This window comes from Rhodococcus sp. BH5, assembly GCF_027583855.1.
In the GTDB taxonomy this organism is placed as follows: Bacteria; Actinomycetota; Actinomycetes; order Mycobacteriales; family Mycobacteriaceae; genus Rhodococcus_F; species Rhodococcus_F qingshengii.
On the sequence record NZ_JAJHVW010000026.1, the window covers coordinates 1 to 22,860 of the forward strand.

Annotated in this window: 23 protein-coding genes; 20 read left to right on the forward strand and 3 right to left on the reverse strand. The window is 60.5% G+C overall.

From position 1 onward, the window contains the following. Window positions 1-853 precede the first annotated feature (853 nt). The 8 genes from RhoBH5_RS30755 (at window position 854) to RhoBH5_RS30790 (ending at window position 11,475) form a co-directional block, all read left to right on the forward strand. Entirely contained in the window at window positions 854-1,165 is a 312-nt protein-coding gene (locus RhoBH5_RS30755; protein ID WP_270009359.1) for a hypothetical protein, read from the forward strand. Between the two features lie 35 nt (window positions 1,166-1,200). Continuing rightward, a complete protein-coding gene (locus RhoBH5_RS30760; RefSeq protein WP_270009360.1) occupies window positions 1,201-1,581 on the forward strand; it encodes a hypothetical protein in 381 nt (126 codons plus the stop codon). A gap of 126 nt (window positions 1,582-1,707) precedes the next feature. After that, window positions 1,708-4,776 (forward strand): ATP-binding protein, encoded by a 3,069-nt coding sequence (locus tag RhoBH5_RS30765; RefSeq protein ID WP_270009361.1) that lies wholly within the window; start codon window positions 1,708-1,710, stop codon window positions 4,774-4,776. Further along, entirely contained in the window at window positions 4,773-6,914 is a 2,142-nt protein-coding gene (locus RhoBH5_RS30770; protein ID WP_270009362.1) for a hypothetical protein, read from the forward strand. The genes RhoBH5_RS30765 and RhoBH5_RS30770 overlap by 4 nt, the downstream gene beginning before the upstream one ends. A 1-nt stretch (window position 6,915) precedes the next feature. Then, a complete protein-coding gene (locus RhoBH5_RS30775) occupies window positions 6,916-7,734 on the forward strand; it encodes a hypothetical protein (protein ID WP_270009363.1) in 819 nt (272 codons plus the stop codon). Continuing rightward, entirely contained in the window at window positions 7,734-9,353 is a 1,620-nt protein-coding gene (locus RhoBH5_RS30780) for a peptidoglycan DD-metalloendopeptidase family protein (RefSeq protein ID WP_270009364.1), read from the forward strand. The genes RhoBH5_RS30775 and RhoBH5_RS30780 overlap by 1 nt, the downstream gene beginning before the upstream one ends. Continuing rightward, complete coding sequence (locus tag RhoBH5_RS30785; protein ID WP_270009365.1) at window positions 9,350-9,943, forward strand: hypothetical protein; 594 nt, start codon at window positions 9,350-9,352, stop codon at window positions 9,941-9,943. Before RhoBH5_RS30780 ends, RhoBH5_RS30785 begins: the two co-directional genes overlap by 4 nt. Window positions 9,944-11,166: 1,223 nt before the next feature. Further along, window positions 11,167-11,475 carry a hypothetical protein gene (locus RhoBH5_RS30790; protein ID WP_270009366.1) on the forward strand — a complete coding sequence of 103 codons (309 nt, stop codon included), beginning with the start codon at window positions 11,167-11,169 and terminating at the stop codon, window positions 11,473-11,475. 102 nt (window positions 11,476-11,577) lie between these two features. On the opposite strand, the gene RhoBH5_RS30795 is transcribed toward RhoBH5_RS30790, so the two are convergent. Continuing rightward, complete coding sequence (locus tag RhoBH5_RS30795) at window positions 11,578-12,621, reverse strand: DUF3068 domain-containing protein (protein WP_270009367.1); 1,044 nt, start codon at window positions 12,619-12,621, stop codon at window positions 11,578-11,580. 159 nt (window positions 12,622-12,780) lie between these two features. Here RhoBH5_RS30795 and RhoBH5_RS30800 point away from each other — a divergent pair, with 159 nt between their 5' ends. From RhoBH5_RS30800 to RhoBH5_RS30810, 3 genes are all read left to right on the forward strand, one after another. Next, complete coding sequence (locus RhoBH5_RS30800; RefSeq protein WP_270009368.1) at window positions 12,781-13,269, forward strand: hypothetical protein; 489 nt, start codon at window positions 12,781-12,783, stop codon at window positions 13,267-13,269. A gap of 110 nt (window positions 13,270-13,379) precedes the next feature. Continuing rightward, entirely contained in the window at window positions 13,380-14,348 is a 969-nt protein-coding gene (locus RhoBH5_RS30805) for a hypothetical protein (protein ID WP_270009369.1), read from the forward strand. Then, window positions 14,345-14,947, forward strand: a complete 603-nt coding sequence (locus tag RhoBH5_RS30810) for a phosphatase PAP2 family protein (RefSeq protein ID WP_270009370.1) — start codon at window positions 14,345-14,347, stop codon at window positions 14,945-14,947. The genes RhoBH5_RS30805 and RhoBH5_RS30810 overlap by 4 nt, the downstream gene beginning before the upstream one ends. Here the strand turns inward: RhoBH5_RS30810 and RhoBH5_RS30815 are convergent. Further along, window positions 14,944-15,309 (reverse strand): helix-turn-helix domain-containing protein, encoded by a 366-nt coding sequence (locus RhoBH5_RS30815; protein WP_270009371.1) that lies wholly within the window; start codon window positions 15,307-15,309, stop codon window positions 14,944-14,946. The genes RhoBH5_RS30810 and RhoBH5_RS30815 overlap by 4 nt on opposite strands. A gap of 252 nt (window positions 15,310-15,561) precedes the next feature. Then, on the reverse strand, window positions 15,562-15,984 hold the full coding sequence (locus RhoBH5_RS30820; RefSeq protein ID WP_270009372.1) for a helix-turn-helix transcriptional regulator: 423 nt from the start codon (window positions 15,982-15,984) through the stop codon (window positions 15,562-15,564). Window positions 15,985-16,820: 836 nt separating this feature from the next. Here RhoBH5_RS30820 and RhoBH5_RS30825 point away from each other — a divergent pair. From RhoBH5_RS30825 to RhoBH5_RS30865, 9 genes are all read left to right on the forward strand, one after another. Continuing rightward, window positions 16,821-17,207: a hypothetical protein gene (locus RhoBH5_RS30825; RefSeq protein WP_270009373.1), complete on the forward strand. Its 387-nt coding sequence runs from the start codon at window positions 16,821-16,823 to the stop codon at window positions 17,205-17,207. 1 nt (window position 17,208) lies between these two features. Then, window positions 17,209-17,769 (forward strand): hypothetical protein, encoded by a 561-nt coding sequence (locus tag RhoBH5_RS30830; RefSeq protein ID WP_270009374.1) that lies wholly within the window; start codon window positions 17,209-17,211, stop codon window positions 17,767-17,769. Next, a complete protein-coding gene (locus RhoBH5_RS30835; RefSeq protein ID WP_270009375.1) occupies window positions 17,766-18,092 on the forward strand; it encodes a hypothetical protein in 327 nt (108 codons plus the stop codon). The genes RhoBH5_RS30830 and RhoBH5_RS30835 overlap by 4 nt, the downstream gene beginning before the upstream one ends. Then, window positions 18,089-18,358, forward strand: coding sequence for a hypothetical protein (locus tag RhoBH5_RS30840; protein ID WP_270009376.1), 270 nt, complete (start codon window positions 18,089-18,091; stop codon window positions 18,356-18,358). Before RhoBH5_RS30835 ends, RhoBH5_RS30840 begins: the two co-directional genes overlap by 4 nt. Before the next feature lie 636 nt (window positions 18,359-18,994). Then, on the forward strand, window positions 18,995-20,125 hold the full coding sequence (locus tag RhoBH5_RS30845) for a replication protein (RefSeq protein WP_270009377.1): 1,131 nt from the start codon (window positions 18,995-18,997) through the stop codon (window positions 20,123-20,125). A 348-nt stretch (window positions 20,126-20,473) separates the two neighbouring features. Further along, a complete protein-coding gene (locus RhoBH5_RS30850; protein ID WP_442972493.1) occupies window positions 20,474-21,412 on the forward strand; it encodes an HNH endonuclease in 939 nt (312 codons plus the stop codon). Between the two features lie 223 nt (window positions 21,413-21,635). Then, window positions 21,636-21,878 (forward strand): hypothetical protein, encoded by a 243-nt coding sequence (locus RhoBH5_RS30855; RefSeq protein WP_270009379.1) that lies wholly within the window; start codon window positions 21,636-21,638, stop codon window positions 21,876-21,878. Beyond that, the gene (locus tag RhoBH5_RS30860; protein ID WP_270009380.1) at window positions 21,865-22,185 is read left to right on the forward strand and encodes a type II toxin-antitoxin system PemK/MazF family toxin; all 321 of its coding nucleotides are present in this window, start codon (window positions 21,865-21,867) and stop codon (window positions 22,183-22,185) included. Before RhoBH5_RS30855 ends, RhoBH5_RS30860 begins: the two co-directional genes overlap by 14 nt. A gap of 86 nt (window positions 22,186-22,271) precedes the next feature. Beyond that, window positions 22,272-22,655 (forward strand): hypothetical protein, encoded by a 384-nt coding sequence (locus RhoBH5_RS30865; RefSeq protein WP_270009381.1) that lies wholly within the window; start codon window positions 22,272-22,274, stop codon window positions 22,653-22,655. The last annotated feature ends 205 nt before the right edge of the window (window positions 22,656-22,860 follow it).

Here is a 22,860-nt window from a genome sequence, read left to right on the forward strand (position 1 = left end):
AATAGATCGACGAAAAAGTCGCGGATCGGATCTGGTTCCGCCATCGCTCTCCCCCTCTGCTTCTGCGCTACCGCGATGTTCGTGGTGCGTGTCAGATGAGGACACTACGAGTTGAAATTTTCTGTGCAATCCAACTGTGGATAACTTTTTTCACGGCTTTGATTCCGCTGGTGTCGGGGTCCGAATTTCCCTCGATCGGAGCGCTTTTCGTGCGGTTACGGCACTGTGCGAATGTCGCTGTTTCGAGCGCTCGAAACAGCGCTCTGAGAGCGTCCGAAATAGCGCTCGGGATAGCGCTCGGGATAGCGCTCTCCGAGCGTTCACTCAGCCGGTGGAGCAGAGTTGACGTGGGCGGTTGAGCGCCCGACACGAGAGCGCTCGCTGTAGCGTCTGATCTGGCGTTATCGCGAGGCGCTCGAAAGCGACTGTGCAAGACGCAATTTCATGAAGTACACTCCCCCCGGAGGAACGGAGGGGGGGAGTGACCCCCGGAGGGGCGGGGTTTCGAGCGCCCCGAACGAGCACCTCGAACGAGCCCCCTCAAATCCCGGTGCCGAGCGCCGCGATTTCGGTCGCTTCTCCCGCCGCATCGGTGGCCCTCGAATTAGCCTCCCCGCCACGGCCGTACAACGGCCGATGAATTCGAGCCGTGATCACCGCGCTCACACACGCCTCTAGGACCGCCGCTGTTCAGCGCTTACCGGCGAACCGAATCTGATCGGTTTGACTCGCTCGCCGAACGTGAGAAAAAAGTTATCCACAGTTGGATTGATCGCCTCCGCATGTCTGCATACAGTCACCGCCATCCCACACATGGCGGGACGCCGCAGAATCAAACACGTTGGAGATGAAGATGATTGCCCTCGCACACACCGTCAGCGGAATCGCACAAAGCGCCTACGTTCCTGTTCACCAATCGACGGTCACCTACCTCGCGGAGCCGAGCACCGACGGGCTCACTGGCTGGATCAGATCGAACGGTGCGGTCACCCTGATGGCGGTGATCGCCTGCGCGATCCTTCTCGGCGCTCTCAAGGGCAACGTGTCGAAGGTTGTCACGATCGGCGGGCTTTCCATGATCGGACTTCTCTTCGTCGTGCTCGCCGCAAACGAAGGCGCGCAAGACGCGCTCGGAAAGTGGGCGTTGGGCTTGTTCGGCGTCTGAGAAACCTGACCACCACACGCATCCGAGGAGAGTACGTGATCGAAACCGATGACCTGATCTACCGAGTCGACAACCACTACCTGGGACCGACCGGCAAAACGTTTCCGGTTCCGATCCGCTATTCGGCGGTAGGCGTGGGCGTGAGCACGTTCTTCTTCCTGTTCCTCATCGCTCGCGCTGTTCTACATCTGTCGCTGAGTTACGGCACGTTCCTGATCATGGTCGTGGCAACCGTCGCAATCACAAGCCGAATCACTAAATACATCAACCCGGACCGGCCGCTGCGATCGGTGATCAAAGCCGCGTACAACGACCTCACGTCACCTCGCCCGCCGAAAGTCGGGCAAACGGTGCACATCACCTTTCCCGGTAAGCGTCGATCCGGTTCCGACGTTGATGTTCAACCGCATTCGTGACGTGAATCGCGGACCGAGACACCAGCACTACACCCCCGCTCGACACCATGCAAAGGACGACCTCGTGATTGATTCCGATGACCTGATCCACCTGTCTTCCCTCCGCTCTCTGGGACGGGGCACTCGATGAGCAGTCATGATCACGATGTCGCGTCACTGTTCGATCCGCGCAGCACCGGCAACATTCCGGTCGTACCGCCGGGGGCGCTGCCTCCGTCGTGGGCGGCACGTACCCCGGCCAATGCGCCAGCTCCGCAGGACGTGCACTCGCGTCCGTACGCCCATGAGGCGTGGTCCGAAACCGAGAAGCCGACGATCGACGAGTGGACGGTGGGCGTTACTCCTCAGGCCGACGTCGAGGACGTCGACGTAGCTGACAGCGACGACGGCAACGGTGCCAGGAAGCGAAAGAAACGCCGCGCGAGGAAGTCCGAGACGGTCAAGGCGCAGGAGCGAGCGGCGCGCACGGTCAAAAAGAACCGGAAGACCGTGAAGTTGGCGCTTGTCGGAACTTCCGGGCACATCACCCGCGCGAACTTCAATCACGTCACCCGTACCCCGAAAACCTCGACCGCGTGGTTCGTCCAGCCACCCGGCCCGTGGAACATGCGCCCGACGCCGACACAGCGGCGCTATATCCGCGACGAAGCGCTGATCCTGGCGAACCTTCGTGAAGCGGGTGTCGAGCACCTTCACCGGCGGCTCACGCGTGCGCCGTGGCCTGTTCGTCAGTGGGCTCGTGATCACCACGAGTGGGCGACACCGATTCCCGATGTCGACGGCGCTCTCTCCTGGAACGATTATCTGCGCGGTCAGCAGCATGGAATGTTGTGGTCCCAGCCGACGATCAAAGCCCGTTACTGGGGCATCGAACTGCCTTCACGGTCGGCGCTGAGCATCTCGCTGGACTACCTCGCGCAATGGTTCGGGGAATTACGGTGGGTCGGACCCAAACTCACCGCGTGGGCCGACTCGTCCTTCGACCGTGAAACAGCGGCGCTCGACGAGCATCTCGCGACCCTCGCGCGCATCATGGCGGCACCGGGAGCGGATGCGTACCCGGCCAACTCCGCGCAGATGGATTATCTTCTGCGGCGCTCTGCCTCGATCGGGCTCCCGCTCGACATCGACGGCACGATCTCGGGCGGCGGCGATTGGACCGATACCGACATCGCCTCGCTCGAAGACATCGCGGACCTCTCCCTCACGCCAGGTGACGGCTTCACGACGGTGTCCGGGTTGGTCGACGGTCGCCGGTATTCCGCTGCGGTGATCGTCCTGACGATCGGGCGGATGGCTCCGATGCCGATTCCGGAACAGATGTTGCCGTGGCAGGTGATCGGTGACGGGTCGGGCGAACCACTCGAATGGTCCGAACGACTCGATCTCGAAGAGAAGTCCGCGACCGCCCGCGCGATGCGGTTCGTGACCGACAAGATCACCCACCAGTTCAAGCACTACACGGTCGAGCACGACGAGACCCCGCCGTCCGAATTGGTCGAACAGCACGCGGCGGCGCAGAAGATCAAAACTCAGATCGAACACGACCATTCGGGGCTCTCGACGAGGGTCAAGGGTTGGTGGCGGATGGCTGTGGTTGGCGCGGATGCGGACGAGGTCCGTCAGAAGGTGTCCACGCTGCAACAGATGTACTCCCCGCACATCCTTCTCGAACAGGAACACGGGCAGTACCAGTTGCTCCGTGAGTTCATTCCCGGAGAGCCCCAGGCAAACGTCTCCCATACGCGCCGTATGAGCGTCTACGACGCGTCTGCGGGCATGGCAGCGGTCGGTGACCGTATCGGTGATCGGTATGGCATTCGGTTGGGTGATACCGCGTCGATAGCGCCGAGACCGGCAGTGTGGGATTGCTTTGCCGGCCCGGAGAAATTCAACAAGTCGGGGCTCACTCCGATGGTGGGTGTTCAGGGCGCGGGCAAGACATTCGCAGCGGGTATGTGCGTCTATCAGGCTGTCCGCGCAGGCGCTTACGGCGTCATCCTCGATCCGTCCGGACCGCTCAAGAAACTGGCTTCGCTGCCCGAGCTGGCTCCGTTCACGAGGGTGTACGCACTCACCGGAAGATCCCGGCCCGGAGCACTGAACCCGTACCGTGTCATCGCCGATCCGAACCCTGACGATCCGGAATACTCCCCCGACCATCCGGACTACGAATCTGATCCTGATCCGGTCGCCGCAGCGAAGGACCAGTACGAAGCGGACGTTCGCGCATCTGCCGCAGAACGCATGGAGTGCGCCATCTCGGTACTCAAGATGATGCTCTCCGAGAAGGACGTCGAGCAGACATGGACGGAAAGCGTCCTACACACAGCTGCCCACAATGTGGGCGGGGACAAAGATCATCACCTCGGTGAGGTTCTCGCTCAGCTCGCGTTGATGGCGGAGAACGAGGAGAACATCGAGATCCGGACGACCGCGCGAACCGTCCATCAGAAGCTCGAGATGATGTCTCAGCTCGCGGAAGCGCGGGTGTTGTTCCCGAAGCCCGACACTCTGGGCGGCTTCGACGCGGACGACGGTTTCGACGAGCGCCTGACGATTTTGACGATGCCCGGTTTGCAGCTACCTCCCGAGGACAGTCCGTCATCGATGTGGACACCTCAGCAACGCATGGCCGCACCGCTGATGCACATGGCTGCATGGCAGGCCAACCGGCTGATCTACGACAAGCCCCGTTCGGCTCGAAAGATTCTGTTCCTCGACGAGAACAAGTACCTCAAGCAAACGGGCGCGGGCAAGACTCTCAACCTGCGCATCTCTCGTGACAGCCGCAAATACAACGTTCGCGCGTTGGTCGGCTCACAGCTTCCCGACGACTACCTCGGTGTGGACGGCACCGACGATCAGTCCGCTTTGACGCACGAGGTGATCATCGGAGATCTCGGCGGAAACGACCATGCGATCTCCGGCGCTCTCAAGCTGCTGGGCCTGCCCGAAGGCCAAGGCTACGAGTCGATCCTCGCTGATCTGAGCGGCGGCGAGGAAGACACCTACGATCCCGATCCGAGCAGGCGGCGCACGGACAAGGCGAAGCGTTTTGTGGTCAAGATGGGTTCCGATATCGAGATCATCCGCGCTGATTGGACGAACTACCCACATCTCAGCCACGTTTTCGATGCACTCGATTCACGCCCGCGCGCGGAGAAGGACAGAGATCTCGGGGGCGTCGCATGAGCGGCCCCGCGCTCATCGCCCCGGCTCTGAGCGTGCCTGCCCGCCTCGTGCGCCTGTTGGCGGTGTTCGCGGTGCTGGTGATCTCGCTGGTCGGCCCGCAGGTCGGCACCGCGCAGGCGGGCGGTTTCGATTGCAAGGAAGCGCCGTCGCCGCAGTTCCCGAACGCTGTCTTTCCCACGGTTTTCGATTCCAACAGCGCGACCGAGCCGCCACACAATGGCAGCCCGACCGGATATCAGACCTATGGGTGGGCTGGATTGCGTTGGTACACCTATGACCTCGGGTGTGGTGAGGATCTGGTTCGTGCGCCGGGTGCTGTCGCGGACACTGCGACCGGCAACGCGTTTTTGACTGTCGGTGAATCGTTGGCCGCGATCGCGTTCTGGCTCGACGATCAGACGAAGACCGGCGCGGAAGCTGCGCAGGCGGGGATCACTCCCGCGCTCGATCAGTTCGACAAGATCGTTGCCTCGATCGCGAACGGGATGGGTGGTGTTTACGGCAAGTGGCTCGGTCTCGCGCTGATGTGCGCTGCGGTGGTGATTTTGTGGAACGCGCTCAAAGCGAACACCTCTGGGGTGACCAAGACGGTGATGCTGTCGGCGGCGGCAGTGACGTTGGGTGCGTTGATGGTCGGAGCGCCGCAGAAGGCTATGGATGTCGCGGACGAGACGTTCGGTCAGTTGATCACCGGCACGCAGGGTGAGGTTTTTGCTGCTGCGGGCTTGGAGACTGATCCGCGCAACGTCTTGATGGACAAGATTCTTCTGCCGGATATTTCGAAGGGTTGGTTCGGTCCGAACTTCGACGAGAGCGGTGTTCCACCGGACGAGCAGCTGCAACCGAAACTGCGCAACTCTCTCGCGTTCACCTATGACGAGCAGGAGCGGGTCAAGGGCGATTCCGAGGCAGCGAACAAACTCGCAGAGGAGAAGGCCGAGCAGTTTACTGACGGCATCATCAAGCCCCTTTCCTCTCAGAACCTCTCGTACACCCAGTTCCAAGGCAAGGACAGCAGCCGAACCTCGACCGGATTCCTGGCAATGGTGAAAATCGGTTTGCCATCGATCCTGTGGTCCGGCGCATCGATCCTCAAAATCATTGCCCTGCTAGCGATCCGATTCGCAATCCTGTTCGCCCCCATGTGGATTCCATTCGTCGCACTATCCGGAGGATTCCTCGAACGCGTTATGCGAATGATCGGCACCGCGTACCTGTGGGGAGTGGCTGGGGCGACGATCGTGGCGCTGTATCTCGTTGCGCTGGTCAAGCTCTACAACGTCGACAACGGAGCGGTCGATGGTTCGTGGCGGCTGTGGTTCATGGTGATTCTGTCGCTGATCTGCTGGTTCATCATGCGGCCGTTCAAGCGGATGTCGAGCACTTTTCGGCAGAATTCGGCGAGCATGCTCAACCGCAAGGCCGTCCGCGCGAAATCGTCGATCAAGCACAAGGCTCTCGACGCCGCGTCCTTCGCGGTCGGTGGACCTGCGGCCTCGATGGCGGAAAAAGCTGTCGGAGCATTCAAGCGCAGCCGGGACACCGACAGCGACGATGTGCCCGCAGTTCGCCCAGAGGGCAAGGGACTCGTTGCACGCCGCGAGCTGGACTCCGACAAGGCGCGGGCTGCGGCACGTGCGGCATCTGATCGGCTTCCCGGCGCTTCGCTCGGGCGTGACAGTGAACGCGATGCGCGTATCGCGGGAATCGCCGCAGCATCCGGCACAGCGGCAGCACTGCGGCCCAAGTCCGGCATCTCCTCGTCGGGCCTGGACTCCACATCAGACAACACAACCGATGAGGACACCGACTTCGCGCTCCGGCGTGGCCGCGAAGAACGCTCGCGTATCGACGCCGAAGCCCGCGAAATCGAAGGGCGCACTGTGGATCGGGTTCCCGACCGGCCCACGGTCTCTGAGCGGTGGGACGGCGGAAACAACTCGTCGATCGCACCGATGCGGGTCTTCACGCCCAGCGCCAGGGAGACGACAACTCCGGGTGTGACGCCAATGGCCGCGATCCGCGCTCCGCGTGGCCTGAGACGGGACGCTCCCGCACGTGCTTCCGCTCAGCGGTCCTCGAACCCGGTGTGGACTCCTCCGGCTCGCTCAGCCGTCGATCGAGAGAGGTTGAACTGATATGCCCGCTCTCGGCCAGAACCCGGTCCTGACGCCGATACGTCGGTGGGTGCTGCATTCGCGTACCAACCTTGCGCTCTCGATCGTCGGCAGCTTCGCGTTCCTCATCGTGCTCGGGCAGATCTTCGGCTCCTCGCCCGATGAGACGACGACCGCCGAACCATTTTCAACGGCTGCGTCCAGTGGAGCCGCAGGTGCTACCTCGTCGACGGCGAAGCCCGCGTCGTCGACGAGCGGGGAGGTCACCGAATCGAAGGTCGCTGCGATGTCGACAGCAGACGTCGCAGCGAGCGCGCAAGCGACAGCGATGAAGTACGCGTACGTCTACACGGATTCGGCGGCAAGCGATGATGCGTGGACTTCTGGGCTGTCCTTGTTGGTCTCCAACAGCGCGCTCACGCCCAGTTTCCGTGACGCCCGCCCGAAGGTCGCCGTATCCATCACGGGCCCGACACAGACCACTACAGCCGTCGCGGACGGGCCGAACGCTGTCACCGTCACGGTGCCGACGTCGGCCGGTGCGTTGAAAGTACACCTCAAGCAAAGTGAGTCGGGGACGCGGTCATGGCTCGTCGCCACTCCCCTACCGACCCTCGACACCGGTTCCGGTGATTCGGAGCCGACCGCAACGACCAAGGCGACCACCAGCTCGACACCGACCTCGACCCCGACAAGCTCAGCGGCGACCACAACCGAGAACGCTCCGAGCGTCCCTCCGACGACACAGGCACCTGCCACTCAGGAACCGTCCGCACCCGCGCCGGTACCCGGCCCGATCCCGATCCCTGATCTGGACACGCCACTACCGGGGGCGATGTAGTGAAAACTGCTATAGGACTGGGCTTTTCACGCAAGCGGACAAAGGTCACCATCGCTCTGTTCACCGCTACCACCGCGCTTTCACTCACTGCCTGCGGCGGCTTCGTCGCTCAACCGGTGATCAAAAGGTCCGGTTGCGGAACCTCGTCGGTCTCGGAATCCGACAAGGACTCAGCGGGGCTACCAGGCAACACGGAACTCAAGGCGTCCGGTCCGATCACTCAACCCACCAGAGACGGAACGACAACGTTCACCTCCGGGTTCGGGCCTCGCTGGGGGACCGAACACAGAGGTGTGGATTTCGCCGGACCTGTCGGGACGCCGATTTATGCGGCGCTCGATGGTGTTGCGGTCAAAGCTGGTTCGTCCGGAGAGGGGCCAGGGGTCGGGTTCGAGAATTGGATTGTTCTCGACTCGATCGTCGACGGCAAGCCTGTGAGCACTGTATATGGGCATATGTTCACGGACGGCGTTCTGATCAAAGAGGGTCAGCAGGTCAAGGCTGGGGATCACATTGCCGCCATCGGCAACGCTGGCGGATCTACTGGTCCGCACCTGCATTTCGAGTATTGGGAGGGTGGTCGTTTGCAGGGTGGAACGGCAATCGACCCGATGACCAAACTCGGCGGCGCGCCCTCCCCCGCCGGGGAGCCGGGTGGCGGAGCGCCCGCAGTTCAGTTGGCCGCATCATCGTCGTCGATCGATTGCGCCGGATTCGGTGTGGCCGGTGGCGGCGATCTCAAGGCCGGATCTGTTCCTCCAGAGATGGAACCGTGGTTCCGCAAGGCCGGATCGCTGTGCCCTCAAATCAAGCCCTCGTTGTTGGCGGCAGATGCGAAAGCCGAATCCGGTTTGGTGCGTGGCCTGACCTCCGTGAGCGGCGCTGAAGGAATCACGCAGTTCATGCCGGGAACATTTGCTTCTTACGGCCAGGACGACGACGGCAACGGCAAGATTTCCATTCACGACGATGGGGACGCGATCATGGCTCAGGGTCGATATTTCTGCGCCATCGCGGCGCAGGTCGACGGATGGATCGCCGACGGATCAGTCAAAGGTGATCCGAAATCGCTCTACATCGCTTCCTACAACGCGGGCGAAGGTGCGGTGAAGAACGCTGGCGGAATGCCTAGCGGCGGCGACTACACCACCCAGACGCAGCCCTACGTCGCGAAAGTCCTTGCCTACGAGGCAGAATTCGCCGCACCCGGCGGTAGCGGCGAACTGGTCGTTCCTCCCGGTTCGGCGTCCGGATCGCAGGTCGTCGAAGCTGCCCGCCAATTCCTCGGCACTCCGTATGTGTGGGGTGGCGGCAACATCAACGGAATCAGCGGAGGCGGGTTCGATTGCAGCGGGCTGACCAGCTACGCCATCTACAAGGGCAGCGGGAACAAGGTCGCGCTCCCGCGAACCTCCGAACAGCAATGGACCGTCGGTGTGGAGATTCCGATTGATCAGGCACAACCTGGCGATCTGGTGTTCGGCTCGTGGGAGTCTTCTGGGCCGGGGCATGTCGGCATTGCTATGGGCAACGGTCGCATGGTTCACGCACCGACCTTCGGCGACGTCGTCAAGGAAGCACCGTTGATGGACGGCATGAAAGCACGGAGGGTGATGTGAAGTTCAAGACAATCCTGCTCACGGTATTGGTGGCGATACTTGTTGCAGTACTGGCCTATTCGTGCCGTTCTACGGGCAGCGACGAGCCCTCGGCTGCGGAAGCTACGACCGCGCCGGCCAATCAATCCAGCACCTTGTCACCCGAGGTGACCACGTCACCTGTTCCCGCTGACGACAACACACCAAAGACGGACTCCGACCTCGCTGAGGACGCCGCACGCCAAGCCATGACTGCGATGTGGAGCTGGCAGCCAGCCGTCGATACAAGCACCGCCGACGGGCTCACTCGTGCGCGGCCGTGGTTCTCGGACTCCCTCGTCGCGTCCACCCTCTCCACTGCCACACCCGAACGAGGTCCGGGCTGGCAGTGGGAACAATGGCGGAGCGAAGGAACGCGGGTCTCGGCCGATGTGAGCATTGGCTGCTCAGGCTGTCCCCCAGACGAACCTGATCGAATCTCCCGAGTCGCGACCATCCACCAGACGGCAATCAAAACCGACGGGACATCCAAACCCGGCGATACCGTCACGATCTGGCTCACCATGACACGAGAACCTGCCGGATGGCGCGTCAACGAACTTCACTACTAAGACTCGCAAATACCTCATCTGCGCTGCATTGAATCGCCTAAAGAATAACATTCGTCCCCTTACCGAAAAACCGGATGTCCTCTTTATGGATAGCGAATTGCACTGTCCACGAACAGAAGTCGTCAACGTAGTGCGTACTATTTGGAGAGCGCCCCGATTCGGGCAGCAGGACCATAAACAGGGGGAAGAACGATGGAAATATTGGGATACGCGTTCATCGTGGGATTGGTCGGAGTTCCCGCCTGGGTAATGACCCGAGTGATCAGCACGAGGAAAGACCAGAATGCGGCAGAGGTTTGGAGAATCTGCGCCATCGGACTTCTTTTCACCACAATCGGGTTGTCGGCTCTGGGGGTTATGACAATGCGAGATGTTTTCTCCACAGTGGGAACGTGGCTCATCACTGCGGGTTTCGGCGCAGCTTTGGTATGCGAGGTGGCGTATCACGTAACCAAATATCTCGATCGGAGGACTGACAATGCCCGGCGTCGAGCATTGGGCTTGGAGCCACGCAAGCGCCTCGTCCACCTTCCACTTCTCACGGCGGTGTGGGTGGTCATATTCTTCGGGGGAACAACGGCATGGGCATACGGGATTTCTGAACTAATCGAAAATCGGGAGAATTGGTCTACCGCAAGGGATCTGACCACCGGAGAGTTCGTCGCACTGTGCTCGTTTCCGGTGCTAGCTCTGCTGTGCGCTGCTGTCCACGCGCCAATACAACTAAAGCGCATCAACAAAGAAGAAGACCGCCTACACAGACTCGATATGGAACGCGCCGAGACTGGGGGATGACAGTTCTACGCAGGCAGTCCAATTCCGCTGCAACTGTCCCCATCATTCGATAGAGCCGAAATCTATGTCGACTATGCTCAGAACAGACAAACGCCGGAGTGCGCAATTCACTCAATGGCGCAGCGCTCTTGGCCGTCAGACATCCAAGAGCGAGAAGGGGAACCGCATGAAGCGCACCACGACGGCAACAGTCGCCTTAGCTGCTCTAGCCGGAGCATTCACACTGTCGGCGTGTTCGGGGTCTTCACCAGGTGTAGACAACGGCAGGGCTGGAACAGTCACACCAGCAGAATCATCCGCATGGAAAGGCAATCTGGTCGTCGGCGTGGGCGATCAGCAATCAGCAATCAGCAATCAGCAGACCTCATCACCCTCCCTTCCACTGAGCAGATCGACGCACGCTGCTACGGCTCTGGAGCAATCTCAGGGTGGAGATCAGCGCGCCTAACGATTGGGATGCATCCCTCACTCATGGGTCTCAAACCGTCACCGTCGAAAACGAGCGCCTCAAGTACCCGGCGCAAGAGTTCACGACCTCACAATTCTCACTCGACTACGCAGTTGAATGGAACCAAAAGTTTCAAAGCAAAGACGTATTTCTACCCGGCGTCACCTGGAACTCTCCGCACACTGGCGACGTAGAAATTCAGATTAACGAAAAGGCTCCCCCACATTGGCTGGTGAAGTCAGCGGAAGATTTCGAACTCGCGATGCACATCAGCTGTGGGGCCAATTAGCGAGCATTGCAAGATTGATGGGCAGCACGGAGTGGACCCGCTACTGAGCACGGTTTGGGTTGTTGGAGCACCGAGACGGACAGTCGTACTGGCCAATTCGATCTAGCCTTGAGCAGTGACGGTGCTCAGACCGGCGAGAGGCTGCTGGGATTCGTTCGTGGGGGTTTCACGACGTCTCCCCGACGTCGCTCCGAGGTAGATACCTCCGACGAGGAGAAGACCTCCCGCCATGCCTCCGAGCATCGGGCCGTACACGGTGCCCCATTCGATGAGTCGTTTGTACTTGGTCGTGAATGCGACTTGCTCAGTGAGGGTTTGGGGGTCGAAGTTCGGTACTACTTCGATGATGGTGACGGCTTGGGGATCGTTGACGTCGGTGCCCAGGTACTGGCGGTAGTGCTGCTCGACCTGGACGACGCCTCCGGTGACCGGCTCGATCCAGAGGTCGCGGGTGATGCCGTAGAAACGTTTCAGCGTCACCGGTGCAGTCCCGTCACGCCCCAGGTCCGAGGCGGGCAGGGAAACCGTGCCGCTGATTAGGGTCGGTTCGATCGTCTGATGGAATCGGTAGACCGGAAGACCCTCGAGCTCGGCCTCTTCTACGAAGTCCATGTCGCGGGTTTCGCGCAGCGTGGTGTCGAAGTAGGGATAGGTCGTTTTCTGGGTATCGAACGGGAATTTGAATTGGTAGCCGTCGTGTTCGACGGGGTCTGCGGGCTTGTCCGCAGACCCTTGGATGGAGCCGACGGGCTCGTCGACGGCGGTGGCGGTGCGTCGATCGACAGTGACCAGGTCGACGCTTGCGTTGACGATGGCGGCCTGCCCTGACCGGTCGTCGCGCGTCATCTGCACTGCGGATTGCAATGTCACGACGTCGGCGTTCGAGGGCTCTTGAACGGTGACGAGCTGGTTGACTGTGATCGGCACGGCCGGGTCGATGACCAGCTTGCCTTTGGCGAGAGCTGCGGCGTCGAGCAACTCGGCGGTTCCGGTCGAGACGGTGGCTGCTTGGATACTCAGTGGGATTTTCACGAGCTGATTCGAGACGTAGGTCGGTGTGAGTGCACTGGCCGTCAGCAAGAAGGCACCTGCCGCTATGGCTGCACACGCTGTTCCTCGGCGGGATGGACGCAAGCTAATCGACATTGCGTAGACCCTAGTGTGTCTAGTGAACAACGTGGTAGGGCGTCTCCGGGGATGAACAGTGGTGGGGTCTGCCGAGTTCACCCCGAGTACGAAATTCGCAAGCCGACCATTACCGTTACATAGTTGGCGGCAGATTGCTTGCTGTTAGGAGAACTCGAAGTGACAGATAGCTCGACGGTGGCTCGCGCGGTCGACCGTCTGTTCCGCATTGCAGAGGGCGACGAACTGCGGTCGCTGAGCGGTCTTGCCGAAGCACTCGCACGCGACCGTGGACGGCCGCTGGTGATCTGCGAAGGCCCTGACCTCCCTGCTCGCGTGTTCGGCCAGTGGGTCAGGCATGCAGATCACGACGAGGTGAAATATGCCTCCTGGGTCCATGCGCGGGAGCGAACCATCGCCCACGAGCTTGGTCACATTGTCTTGAATCACGTTGGTCGGCCTGCGATCGAACTCGCGCTGGAGGCGCTGCCTCCGGAGAGCCATGGTCTCGCGGCCCTGATGCTGGAACGCGATTGCGACAATGTGAGGTCTCCGGAGGAAGTTGACGCTGAGGCGTTCGGAAATCTGCTTCTGCGCCGTTTGAAAGGTGGCAGGCACGTCAACCGGAGCCCAGGAATTCGGTCCCGGCTCGACGAGGCTTTCGGTTGATCACTTCGCTCGCCGCTCTGCTCTTGGCCGCCGTTGCGGCCACACGGTTGCATCGGTGGTGGTTTCGACGGTCACTGACTCTGGCAGGTGCCTTCATTGGCCTGTCCTGCATGTCGATCCACATGCTGCTCAATACCCGTTCCGTGGAACTCTTCGTCTCTGACACGTTCGGCGACAGCACTACCGCTGCTATCAAAATGCTGATGGTCTGCGGGATCTGCGTCGGCAGTGCGATCGGCTTCACTGATGTGACAAGCAAAGCCGGACACCGCAAGAAACTCGTTCGCTGGCACGTGACGGTCTCGCTCATCACAACGGTGCTGGCCTTCATCTTCTTCTTCAGCCGGCCGTGGCCGGCGGGTAGCGACGCTCTCACCTTCGACAACGAGTACGCATACCTCCCGGGCTTCGCCGAAGGATTGATCTTCGGGATGGCGTACCCGTTCCTCGTCGCACTCATGATCACTGTCGTCGCCATCACCCAGGCAGATCGGCGAACCGTCACCGGCCGCGCGTTACTCCTTGTCACCCCCGGTGCAGCAATTCTCACCGCCTACGCAGGTGTTCGGATCGGTTACCTGGTCGCTGCGAGGTACGGATTCATCGAGCCGACGCCCACGCCATTAGCCATCGCTCGGCTGCTCGCCGTGTCCGGCGTTCTGTTCCTCGGCACCGGAATGGCAGGCGCGCTGATATTGAACTGGCTCGGAGCCAAGCGCCCACTCGAACAGTTCATGCTTTTGCGTACGGAGATGCTGAGGCGGTGGCCCGGCGCGGAGCGCGGGTCACCCGCAGGCAGCAGCGCTGGCGAGCGAACCGACGACAAGGCTGCCGAAGTCCTCGACGCACTCAGTCTGGAGGTCGAACACAGCGCGCTGCCGGTCGGCACTCACCTCCCGCCTGAGATTGCAGCGGCGGCAATCGCGGACTGGCTCGTCAACGGACGTGTCGCCGACAGACTCGGGTACAACAGTTTCTTTCCCGAGGCCGAGACAACTGATACTGACTGGGCAGCGACACTAGGCCGCGCATATCAAATTACGATTGATGACGAACGAAAGACGGGCGCAGGACAATGACAGACATCTCCACCCAAGAACCTCGCACCACGGCCGATAAAGCCGCGCGCGCAATTACCGAGGTCGGGGCGCCGTGGGTTCTCAACATTGTCGCCTCGCTGATCATCGGCGTAGCCGTCGGTGCACCCGGCTGGGGAGTGTTCGTGGCGATCTTCGGTGGTGTCGTTCCGATGGTATTCATCCTCGTAGGGATGCGCCGGGCCAAGATCAGCGATCATCACGTCACCAGAATCAACGAACGTCATATGTTGATTGCATCGCTGCTGGGCGTCACCGGAGGTGCGCTGGTCGTCCAGATCGTCGCTGGTGCACCGATCGAGATGATTGCGTTCTTGTCTTCGGGGCTGGCCGCGTTGGCCGTCGCAGCCGTCATCACGAGCGTTTTTCATTGGAAAGTCAGTGGCCATGCCGGGGCCTCAGCTGCGATTGCAGTGGTCCTTGCTCTGTCGGTCTCGCCGTGGTGGTACTTGGCGCTGGCGCTCACACCTGTGATCGGATGGTCTCGGATTCACCTTGGGGACCATACAAAGGGTCAGGTCGTTGCAGGAGCTATCGCGGGGGCAATCGCAGCAGGACTTACGTACATCGCGATCGTTTAGTCGTCTTCGCTGTCTCGACTGGCCAGCCTGCGGAACGGGTCGTACGTGCGGGCAGCGACGTACCCGTCAGTCGAGTCACGCAGACCTTGAATAAACGAAATCTGGTCTTTGACCGCTTCGTAAGTCTCTTCGTCACCGAAATAGTCCATCGGCACGCGAAACACTCGACAGATGTCTCGAACGACGTCCAGCCCAGGCGAGGTTCGCTTGCCGCTGAGCAGCTGCGACATGTACCCGGTGGTCATCTTGCTTCCACTGAAACGGAGCATGTCGACGATCTCTGTCTGCGAGTACTGTCCGCGACTTCTCGGGTGAACATTCTCGAACAGGTAACGGAGCCGATCAGCAAAAGTGCTGCTCATTACGCCGCCCAACCTTTCAGTCTCGGTGCCTCGTCGACTTGACGAAACCATTAAGCCATCTCCACAACCCATCTATCCTCGCAATCGCATAAAACGTTAGCAACTTGCGATCGAAAGTCGACAGACTTAGGCTGGGCCTCATCAGGGTGGAGATTTCAGCAAGAGAGGCTTGCGGTGGGACTGCTAGCGAGGCGCGTTGCAAAGGCTGCACGAACGGCACACTTCCGAATAACTTCCCAGCAGACGATCGAATCAGGGCCGTTCCCCCGGCGCTCGGCTTCTAGCCTTCGCATAACCAGCCTTGATTGTGGCGACATCTACGTCCAGCGCTTGCGCGAGGGCAGCAGCCCGATCGTCGGACAACCCCACCTCCGCCCGCTCCAGAGAGCTGATCACCGTGGTGCTGATCTTGACCAGCTTTCCGAGTTGCGGTTGCGTGAGCCCCGCCAAGATTCGGAGGTCAGCAAGACTTCGGTCCCCAGGCCCCCTCATCTCGACCAAATCGCTGATCTCACATTCGAGCGCGACCGCAACCTGAGCCAGCGAATCAACTTGGGGTGTACGGCGACGACTTTCCCAATCGGCGATGGCATTCACACTGATACCGGAAGCGCGCGCGAGGTCCCCACGGGACATCCCCAGCTCGATCCGGCGCGCCCGGAGAGCTTCTGGCATGAAGCCATGAAGGATTCGCCTACTCACGCTTTGCCTTCGCTCACGATGGGCCATCGTCTCAAGATAGCCCGAAACAGTCACAGCGCAGAGGTGGCCCCCGGTGGAATAGTGCGGTAGGTTTCGATTCAGAAACTGCCATAGGCGAACAGAACAACGCGAAATTAAGAAGTCCCCCAGCCGCAGCAACGGCCAGGGGACGAGCACCAAACGGGTTCCAGCCCGTCCAGCATTTCCTCTACGCAGAACCGGAGTCCTGCAATGAACAGGTTAGTTGACGCTACGAGCGTCAGACAGCACAAGCACCCCAAGACAAGCAGCCTGACGGCATCGACCCTGGATCGACTGCTCCGCATCGCTGCGCAGCACACCCCGGTATCAGGTGGAGGACGTTGCGCTCGTTGTGGCTTCACCTATTCCGAAGGTGCGAGCGACTGCCCGATTTTGCGGGCCGTTCGTAAAGAGCTGACACGGCGCGGCGAGTTCACAGTCGCCCCATTCGCCCAGACTTCAACCACATCTAGTGTCAACTCCCAACGCCCCTGCCTAAGTAACCCGGCGCTGTGGGATACGGATCAGGCCCCTTATCGCGTCATTGTCCGCGCGATCGAACTGTGCGCGGCATGCCCACTGTTAACGATGTGCCGCGAGACAGCTGAAGAGGATCGCGCCAACGGCCGCACTCTCAGTTCGATGGTGTGGGCCGGGGTTCCCTATGACGGCGAGGGCGACCGAATCCAGTTGCACGCCCTCAGGGGTTGGGTTGCACGCCGCGAAGGCCAAGCAGACTTCAACACGAACCGCTCCGCGCGATCTGCACGAGCCACGGAAGCCGCAGCATGAACCGCCCGCCGGCCCTTGTCATCCACACATTCGAAACGGCCTGGACCGCGTGCGGCACTCTTTCCGATTCCGCTGGTCACCTACCTGTTCGGGATCGATACCAACGCCTGTGGATTCTCGTCGAGGTCGCTGGGCGACTCCGCGGTCGACGCGCGTTCGTCCACGGCGCAGCTCAGGTCAACGACTCCCCCGACATCCACGGTCTGATCGATGTCGATTCCCGCGCCGTTCTCAGCGCACACGACTTGATCGACGCACACGGCCCCTTGACCGTCGAGCCCTCCCGCTCGCCTGTCCCCGTTCCACTGGACTTCGGCATCAGCGCCTCCGAACCGCACGCGGCGTTCACGAACAGCCTTGTCACATCCGGAACGGAGCACTGACATGACCATCGACAGACTTCAACGAGAACTCAGGGACGTAACTCGACCTCTTTCCGAGGTCATGTTCGGGATGAGCAGCGGAGCACTTGCCTCCCCCGCCTCCGTCGGGCTCCCGTCCGAGCGGTGGGCGTGGCTGGCCGATCTGCTCACCCACCAGGACTGGGGAATGACCGCCGTAGCCGATGGGATCGAATCAGTCTGCGCACCCGTCGCAAGACTCTGCCAACTGACAGCCAGCGCGATTCATCCACTCGGCCTTAGAGACTTATGGGCAGCTGAACAACTCCCAGCGATTGAAATGATTGCACTTCACACCCCTGGCACATCCGGCCACTGGGAAGCACTGAACTGTGCACTCGAGATCATCACCGACGGACTCGACCACGTCGACGGACTCGAAGTTTCCGGCAGCGAAGCGGTCACGTCAGCGTTCACCGCCATCATCAACGCTCAGGACTCCGATACCGCCCGAGTGAACATCACCGCCGCCGTCGAACACTGGGCGCAGCCTGCCGAGGCCGTCGCACCGAATCTGATCGCACAGTTCGGAGTCGCGTCATGACCGCCCCCACCTACCGCTCCGGCGTGGTCGATTCCATGATCGACACCGTTGCAAACTCATTGCTTCGAGAGAGTGGGATCACCTCGCCCACGCAATCCGAAACTGACGAAGTCCGATCACTCGCCGCAACCATCGTCCGCGAGACCATCGACACACTCGCTGGTCCTCGCGACAACCTCGCCCACGACAACCTCGCCGACGTCGCTGATCTCGTCGCGAACGATCCGGAGACGGCGTCGGTCGATCAGATTCGAGTGGTGGCAACTGCGCTGCGTGGCCTACTCGGTCTGTACAGAACACCAGAGACAGGACACCGACGATGACGAAGGCAATCGTGGAACCACTCGATTCGAGCGTCCTCATCTCCATCTGGATAGACGGCTACCTCAGCGGCGCGACATCTGCCGCTCTCCACGTCAACGGGGGCGACGAAGCTGGCGCCGATTCGTACGGCGACGAAATGACGAACAGGATGCTCGCAGATCCTGCGGCTATGGAGATCATTCGACAGCAGGTCAGAGAACGTCTCCTGTCGATCGAGGGCAACGCGCAGACCTTCGAGGTCTTCGACGGAGGTGACCGAACGTGAGTATGAGACTGACGCAACCCCGGACAACCGAGGTAGTGCGATGACGGGTCTGATTCTCGCTGGAGTTCTTGGGCTGGCGGGCGTTGCAGGAACGATGTTTTCACTGCGCGGCGCGCACTCATGACGGCGCATTACACCATCCCCGGAATGGCTCTTGAGCTGCCCCGATGGCTGAATCCCGTTCCGCGTGGCTCCCCGATAATGCCCGTTGCGCGTGCTGTGATGTGGGGTGGCTATATCCATCTTCAGAAAGGCATCACTCACACCGGCAAGTACGCGCATCTGAACGACCTCGATACCTAACTCCATAGATGCAGTTCAACCCCAGAAACGACAAAACCCCCTTGCGGGGGTATTGAACCAAGTTTGTCGACTTAAGCGAGAGCCTTGCCGGGCTCCGTGTCATAGCTGGTGAAGAAGAAGTGTGCAGCTTCAACTTCGTGTGACGGGTAGATCGAACTGCATCCCCACAAAACGTAAGGACTTACCTTGACCGGTACGTCTCAGGGTAACTCACACCCTGAACCAGGTACAACAGTTGTCAAAAGTCAAAATTTCGGCGCGTCGCACTCCGACGTCGCCCCTCGCACCTCTGCCCATTTCTCGGCGATCGATGCCGATGAATGGGCAAAAACCGTGCGCGAAGCCACAGAAAACATTGCACGCGTCGAAGCGCTCAACACCGAAAGCGGCCAGAGAGGGAACTCCTGGTCCCTGCCCGTCGACGCCGACAAGCACGCCAAAACCCCCGTCTGGTCCGGCCGAACACAATGGCAACAACAAGTCCGTGCCAGCCTGAACAGCCCCACCGGTACCGCCCTGTGCACCAAAAACAACGTCGGCGGCGAAAGCGTGTTCGCCGTCGCCGTCATGCACGCAGCCCTCGCAGAGGGAAAGACCGGACGAGGCGTCACCGCATCCCGCCAGACAATCGCCCAACGCGCCGGAGTCAGCATCTCCGTCGTCACCCGAGCACGCAGCGTCCTCAAAGCTCTCGGGATGGCAGTCGAGCACGCACGGGGGCGTTACCTCACAACACTCGAATCAATGGCCGCAGAATCCCACCACGGCCGCCGCCAGTACCGCGCCGCCTCGGTCTGGTCCCTCACATCCCCCCGCGCAGTAGTCCAAGCCGTCACGGCACCAGCCAAGAAAGCTGCCAAAGCAACGCGAGCGGCACTGCGCACCGCCGCATACCGCGCTCGGACTGCCGCCCGGAGTTATCCACAATCCGCCACTCGTGACCCCCTATCCCCCTTGGGGGGATTTGCTCTTAAAGCTCTTGTTTTGAATTACTCACCAACGCACGCGCAAGCGCGAGCGGGCAAGCCGAAGAACGCAAAGAAATCCACACCCCGCCCGATCGCCGTACAACGCGCAGCTGCACAGCTGATCGCTCACACACCGGCCTTGAAAGCAGCCGGCCACGTCGGGCGGATCTGCGATGTGCTGGAAGAAACCGACATCGACGTCACCCGGTGGACCGGACGCGACATCGCCCGCGAACTCACCAAAGACACCCAAACTCGCGGCTGGGTGTGGCCCACACAGCTCACACACCCCGTTGCGTTCCTGAGCTGGCGACTGGCTCAAATTGACTGGTCAGGATCTACGCCAGCCGAGCACGCCCGGAAGAACGACGAGGTTCGGTGCGCTGAGCAGGCCGCCCGCCGGGAAGCAGCACGAGTGCAGGAATTGAATGTTGCATCACCAGCTACACGCGCAGCGATGGTGCAACAGTTCCGTTCACACCATCAGGTCGTGTAGATACTTTCGACCGTCGCCTCACGAGAAGTGTGCTCAGGACGATTACCTACCGGCACCAGGAAACTGTTAGACGTCAGACACAAAGGACGCCGTTGCGATTGTTCAGGCAAAGATCGCAACTCTGGAACAACTAACGGATCTCTAAAAAGGTGAACTTTCAAACTTCCCGAAAAAACACGCTATATGGCCGACGTTGTGGGAATCGTTAGTGGCGTACTACTTTGTCGCCGGTTGCGTTTACTCTGAGCGCAGTTCCGGTACCAAGGAGGCCCACCGTTGAAAGTCATCATTGTTATCGTCGCGGGGCTGTTCGTGCTGGGTCTGATCGTGACGTACTGGAAACTCGCGTTGCTGGTCGCAGCGATCACGCTGCTGACATTCATCGTCCCCGTCATTGTCCGAATGATCCGTAAGAACCGCTACTTCGCCAGCGAGCAATTCCTAGCGCACAAGCAGCAGCTCGCCACGATCGTCTCCGAGCACAACGACATCGCCAACTATGCAGCGGAGATCCGCAACAGTGGATCCTTCAAGCTCGGCGAATCATCGACAGGCAGACAATCACACCTGGCCTCGTCCCAGAACACCAGTCAGCACAACTATCGCCGGAATCGAAACGTCGCAAGTCACCAGATGCCCAATGTGCACAACTGTTCGCTGCAAGTCGTTCGCAACGCCGACGTGGACCCAATCAAGTATCTGATGAAGTATTTCCGGATCACGGCCGACGAGACACACCTGGCCGACGTGGAAGGACTCGGAGACGACATCGCTCGCCTCGAAGGGGCGGTAGCGAACCTGCAATCACGCGAAGCCAGCATCACGTCGTCGTTCAACCCACCAGCTTTCATTCTCAAGCACTACGCCGACGAATTCATGGCCCATGTCGGCGTGGAATTGTCACCCATCGAGGTCCCTTACCCGATCTATGTTTTCGAGTACGTCAGCGCGGGCGGCAACAGCGCGCAACGCACGACAGTCACGCTCAACACGCAGACGATCGATGCACTCGTCGAAACGATGTCGGAAAAGATCCGATGGCGTCAAAGCGCGGCCGGTCAACGGGCGCTCATGACCGCACGCCTGCGGGAATCAATCAAGGCACGCGACAGCTACGCCTGCCGCCAGTGCACCATCTCCGTGGCAGCAGAGCCTCACCTTCTACTTGAAGTTGACCACATCATCCCGGTCTCACGCGGCGGGCTCTCAACCGTGGAGAACCTGCAAACCTTGTGCTGGAAATGCAACCGCTCGAAGTCCAACCGCATGCCCACGGCGCAGATCTGAATCCCACGGATCGAGCCGGGAGGGCCAGACCGCAGTGGGCACCGCCGCCCACTTGCCCGCGCGTGTATAGATCCGTACGTCGACGCCCAGCATCGGAGTCCCAATCAGCAACTCGGGGCCTCCGCTCCGAGCAACTGCCACCAACGTCCCGTCCGGCGAATGGCTGAACAAAACGCCCACACAATTTGTATGACAGTTCGTATGACGAGCGTATGGTGGTCATATGAGCACAATCAGCGTGCGACTCGATAGCCGCGAACAAGATGCCCTCGACTTTCTGAGCCGACATCTTTCAGGAGCTGGCACCCAGTCTGACCTCGTTCGGGCAGCGATCCGGCGCTACGCGAAGGAAATCAAAAGGCTCCAACTTCGCGAAGAAGCGGCTCGACTGTCTTCCAGTCCTGAAGATCTCGCAGAGATGCAGAACGTTCTTGCCGACGCCGAGGACGCACGTGCTTCGCGGTGACATCTATCGACTGAAACCGAACAGGAAAGCAGTCGGCCGCGAACAGCAAGGCGGACGACTGTGCATCATCCTCCAAAACGACGATCTGATGACACTCTCGACAGTCCTCGTTGCACCAACATCGACGTCCGCACAGCCTTCCTCGTTCCGGCACGTCGTCGATATCGACGGCACCGAGACTCGCGTACTCGTCGAACAGACCTTCGCGGCCGACAAAGACCGGATCGGCGAAAAAGTCGGACATCTGCTGCACAACGATCTGATGGCAGTTCAAGAGGCACTGCAAACTGTGCTCGATCTCGACTGATCCGCGTGATTGACCGCCGGTGGATAGTCACGCGGATCTCTCGCGCCATCGAATCCGCCAGCCCATTCACAGTGAAGGACCGAGCAATGACCACTCATGCACACGTCCGGTGGACTACGCGGCCGAAGACCCCTGCCGCTCAGAAGAAGACATCCGCTTTCGCCTGTCGGCCGGCCGACAGCATCACGATCCGCATCGTCGGCGTCTCACGCGCCATCATCACCCGATTAACACCCGAAACGAAGCGCAGCACCCAGATCGTGGCCACCGACGCCGCACGATCCCAAATCTTCGGACACACAACTCTCTTCGCCTACGGGAACGCCCCTACCGACGCATTCGACACCACACGCATCCGCGCAACCAACCGCGCCACAAGCAACCTCGTCGACGAAACAACATTCACATTCAGGCAAAGGGCGAATACAGCAGCCAGTGATCGACGGCGGTTCATCGTGCCAGATCGATAGAGCCGAGCTTGCGATAGACGGCCCCGCCAGTCCGGCGGATCTCCATCCATCCCAGAAAGTCCGACACTCAACAGCTTTATACAGTTACAGCGCTACAACGCGATAACTCTACAAAATTGGCGCTGCAACCGGGAAGCACCATAGGTGTTCAGTACTATAACGTTATAGCGTTAGAACGGCATAGCGTTTAGTGGTTCTACCAGCG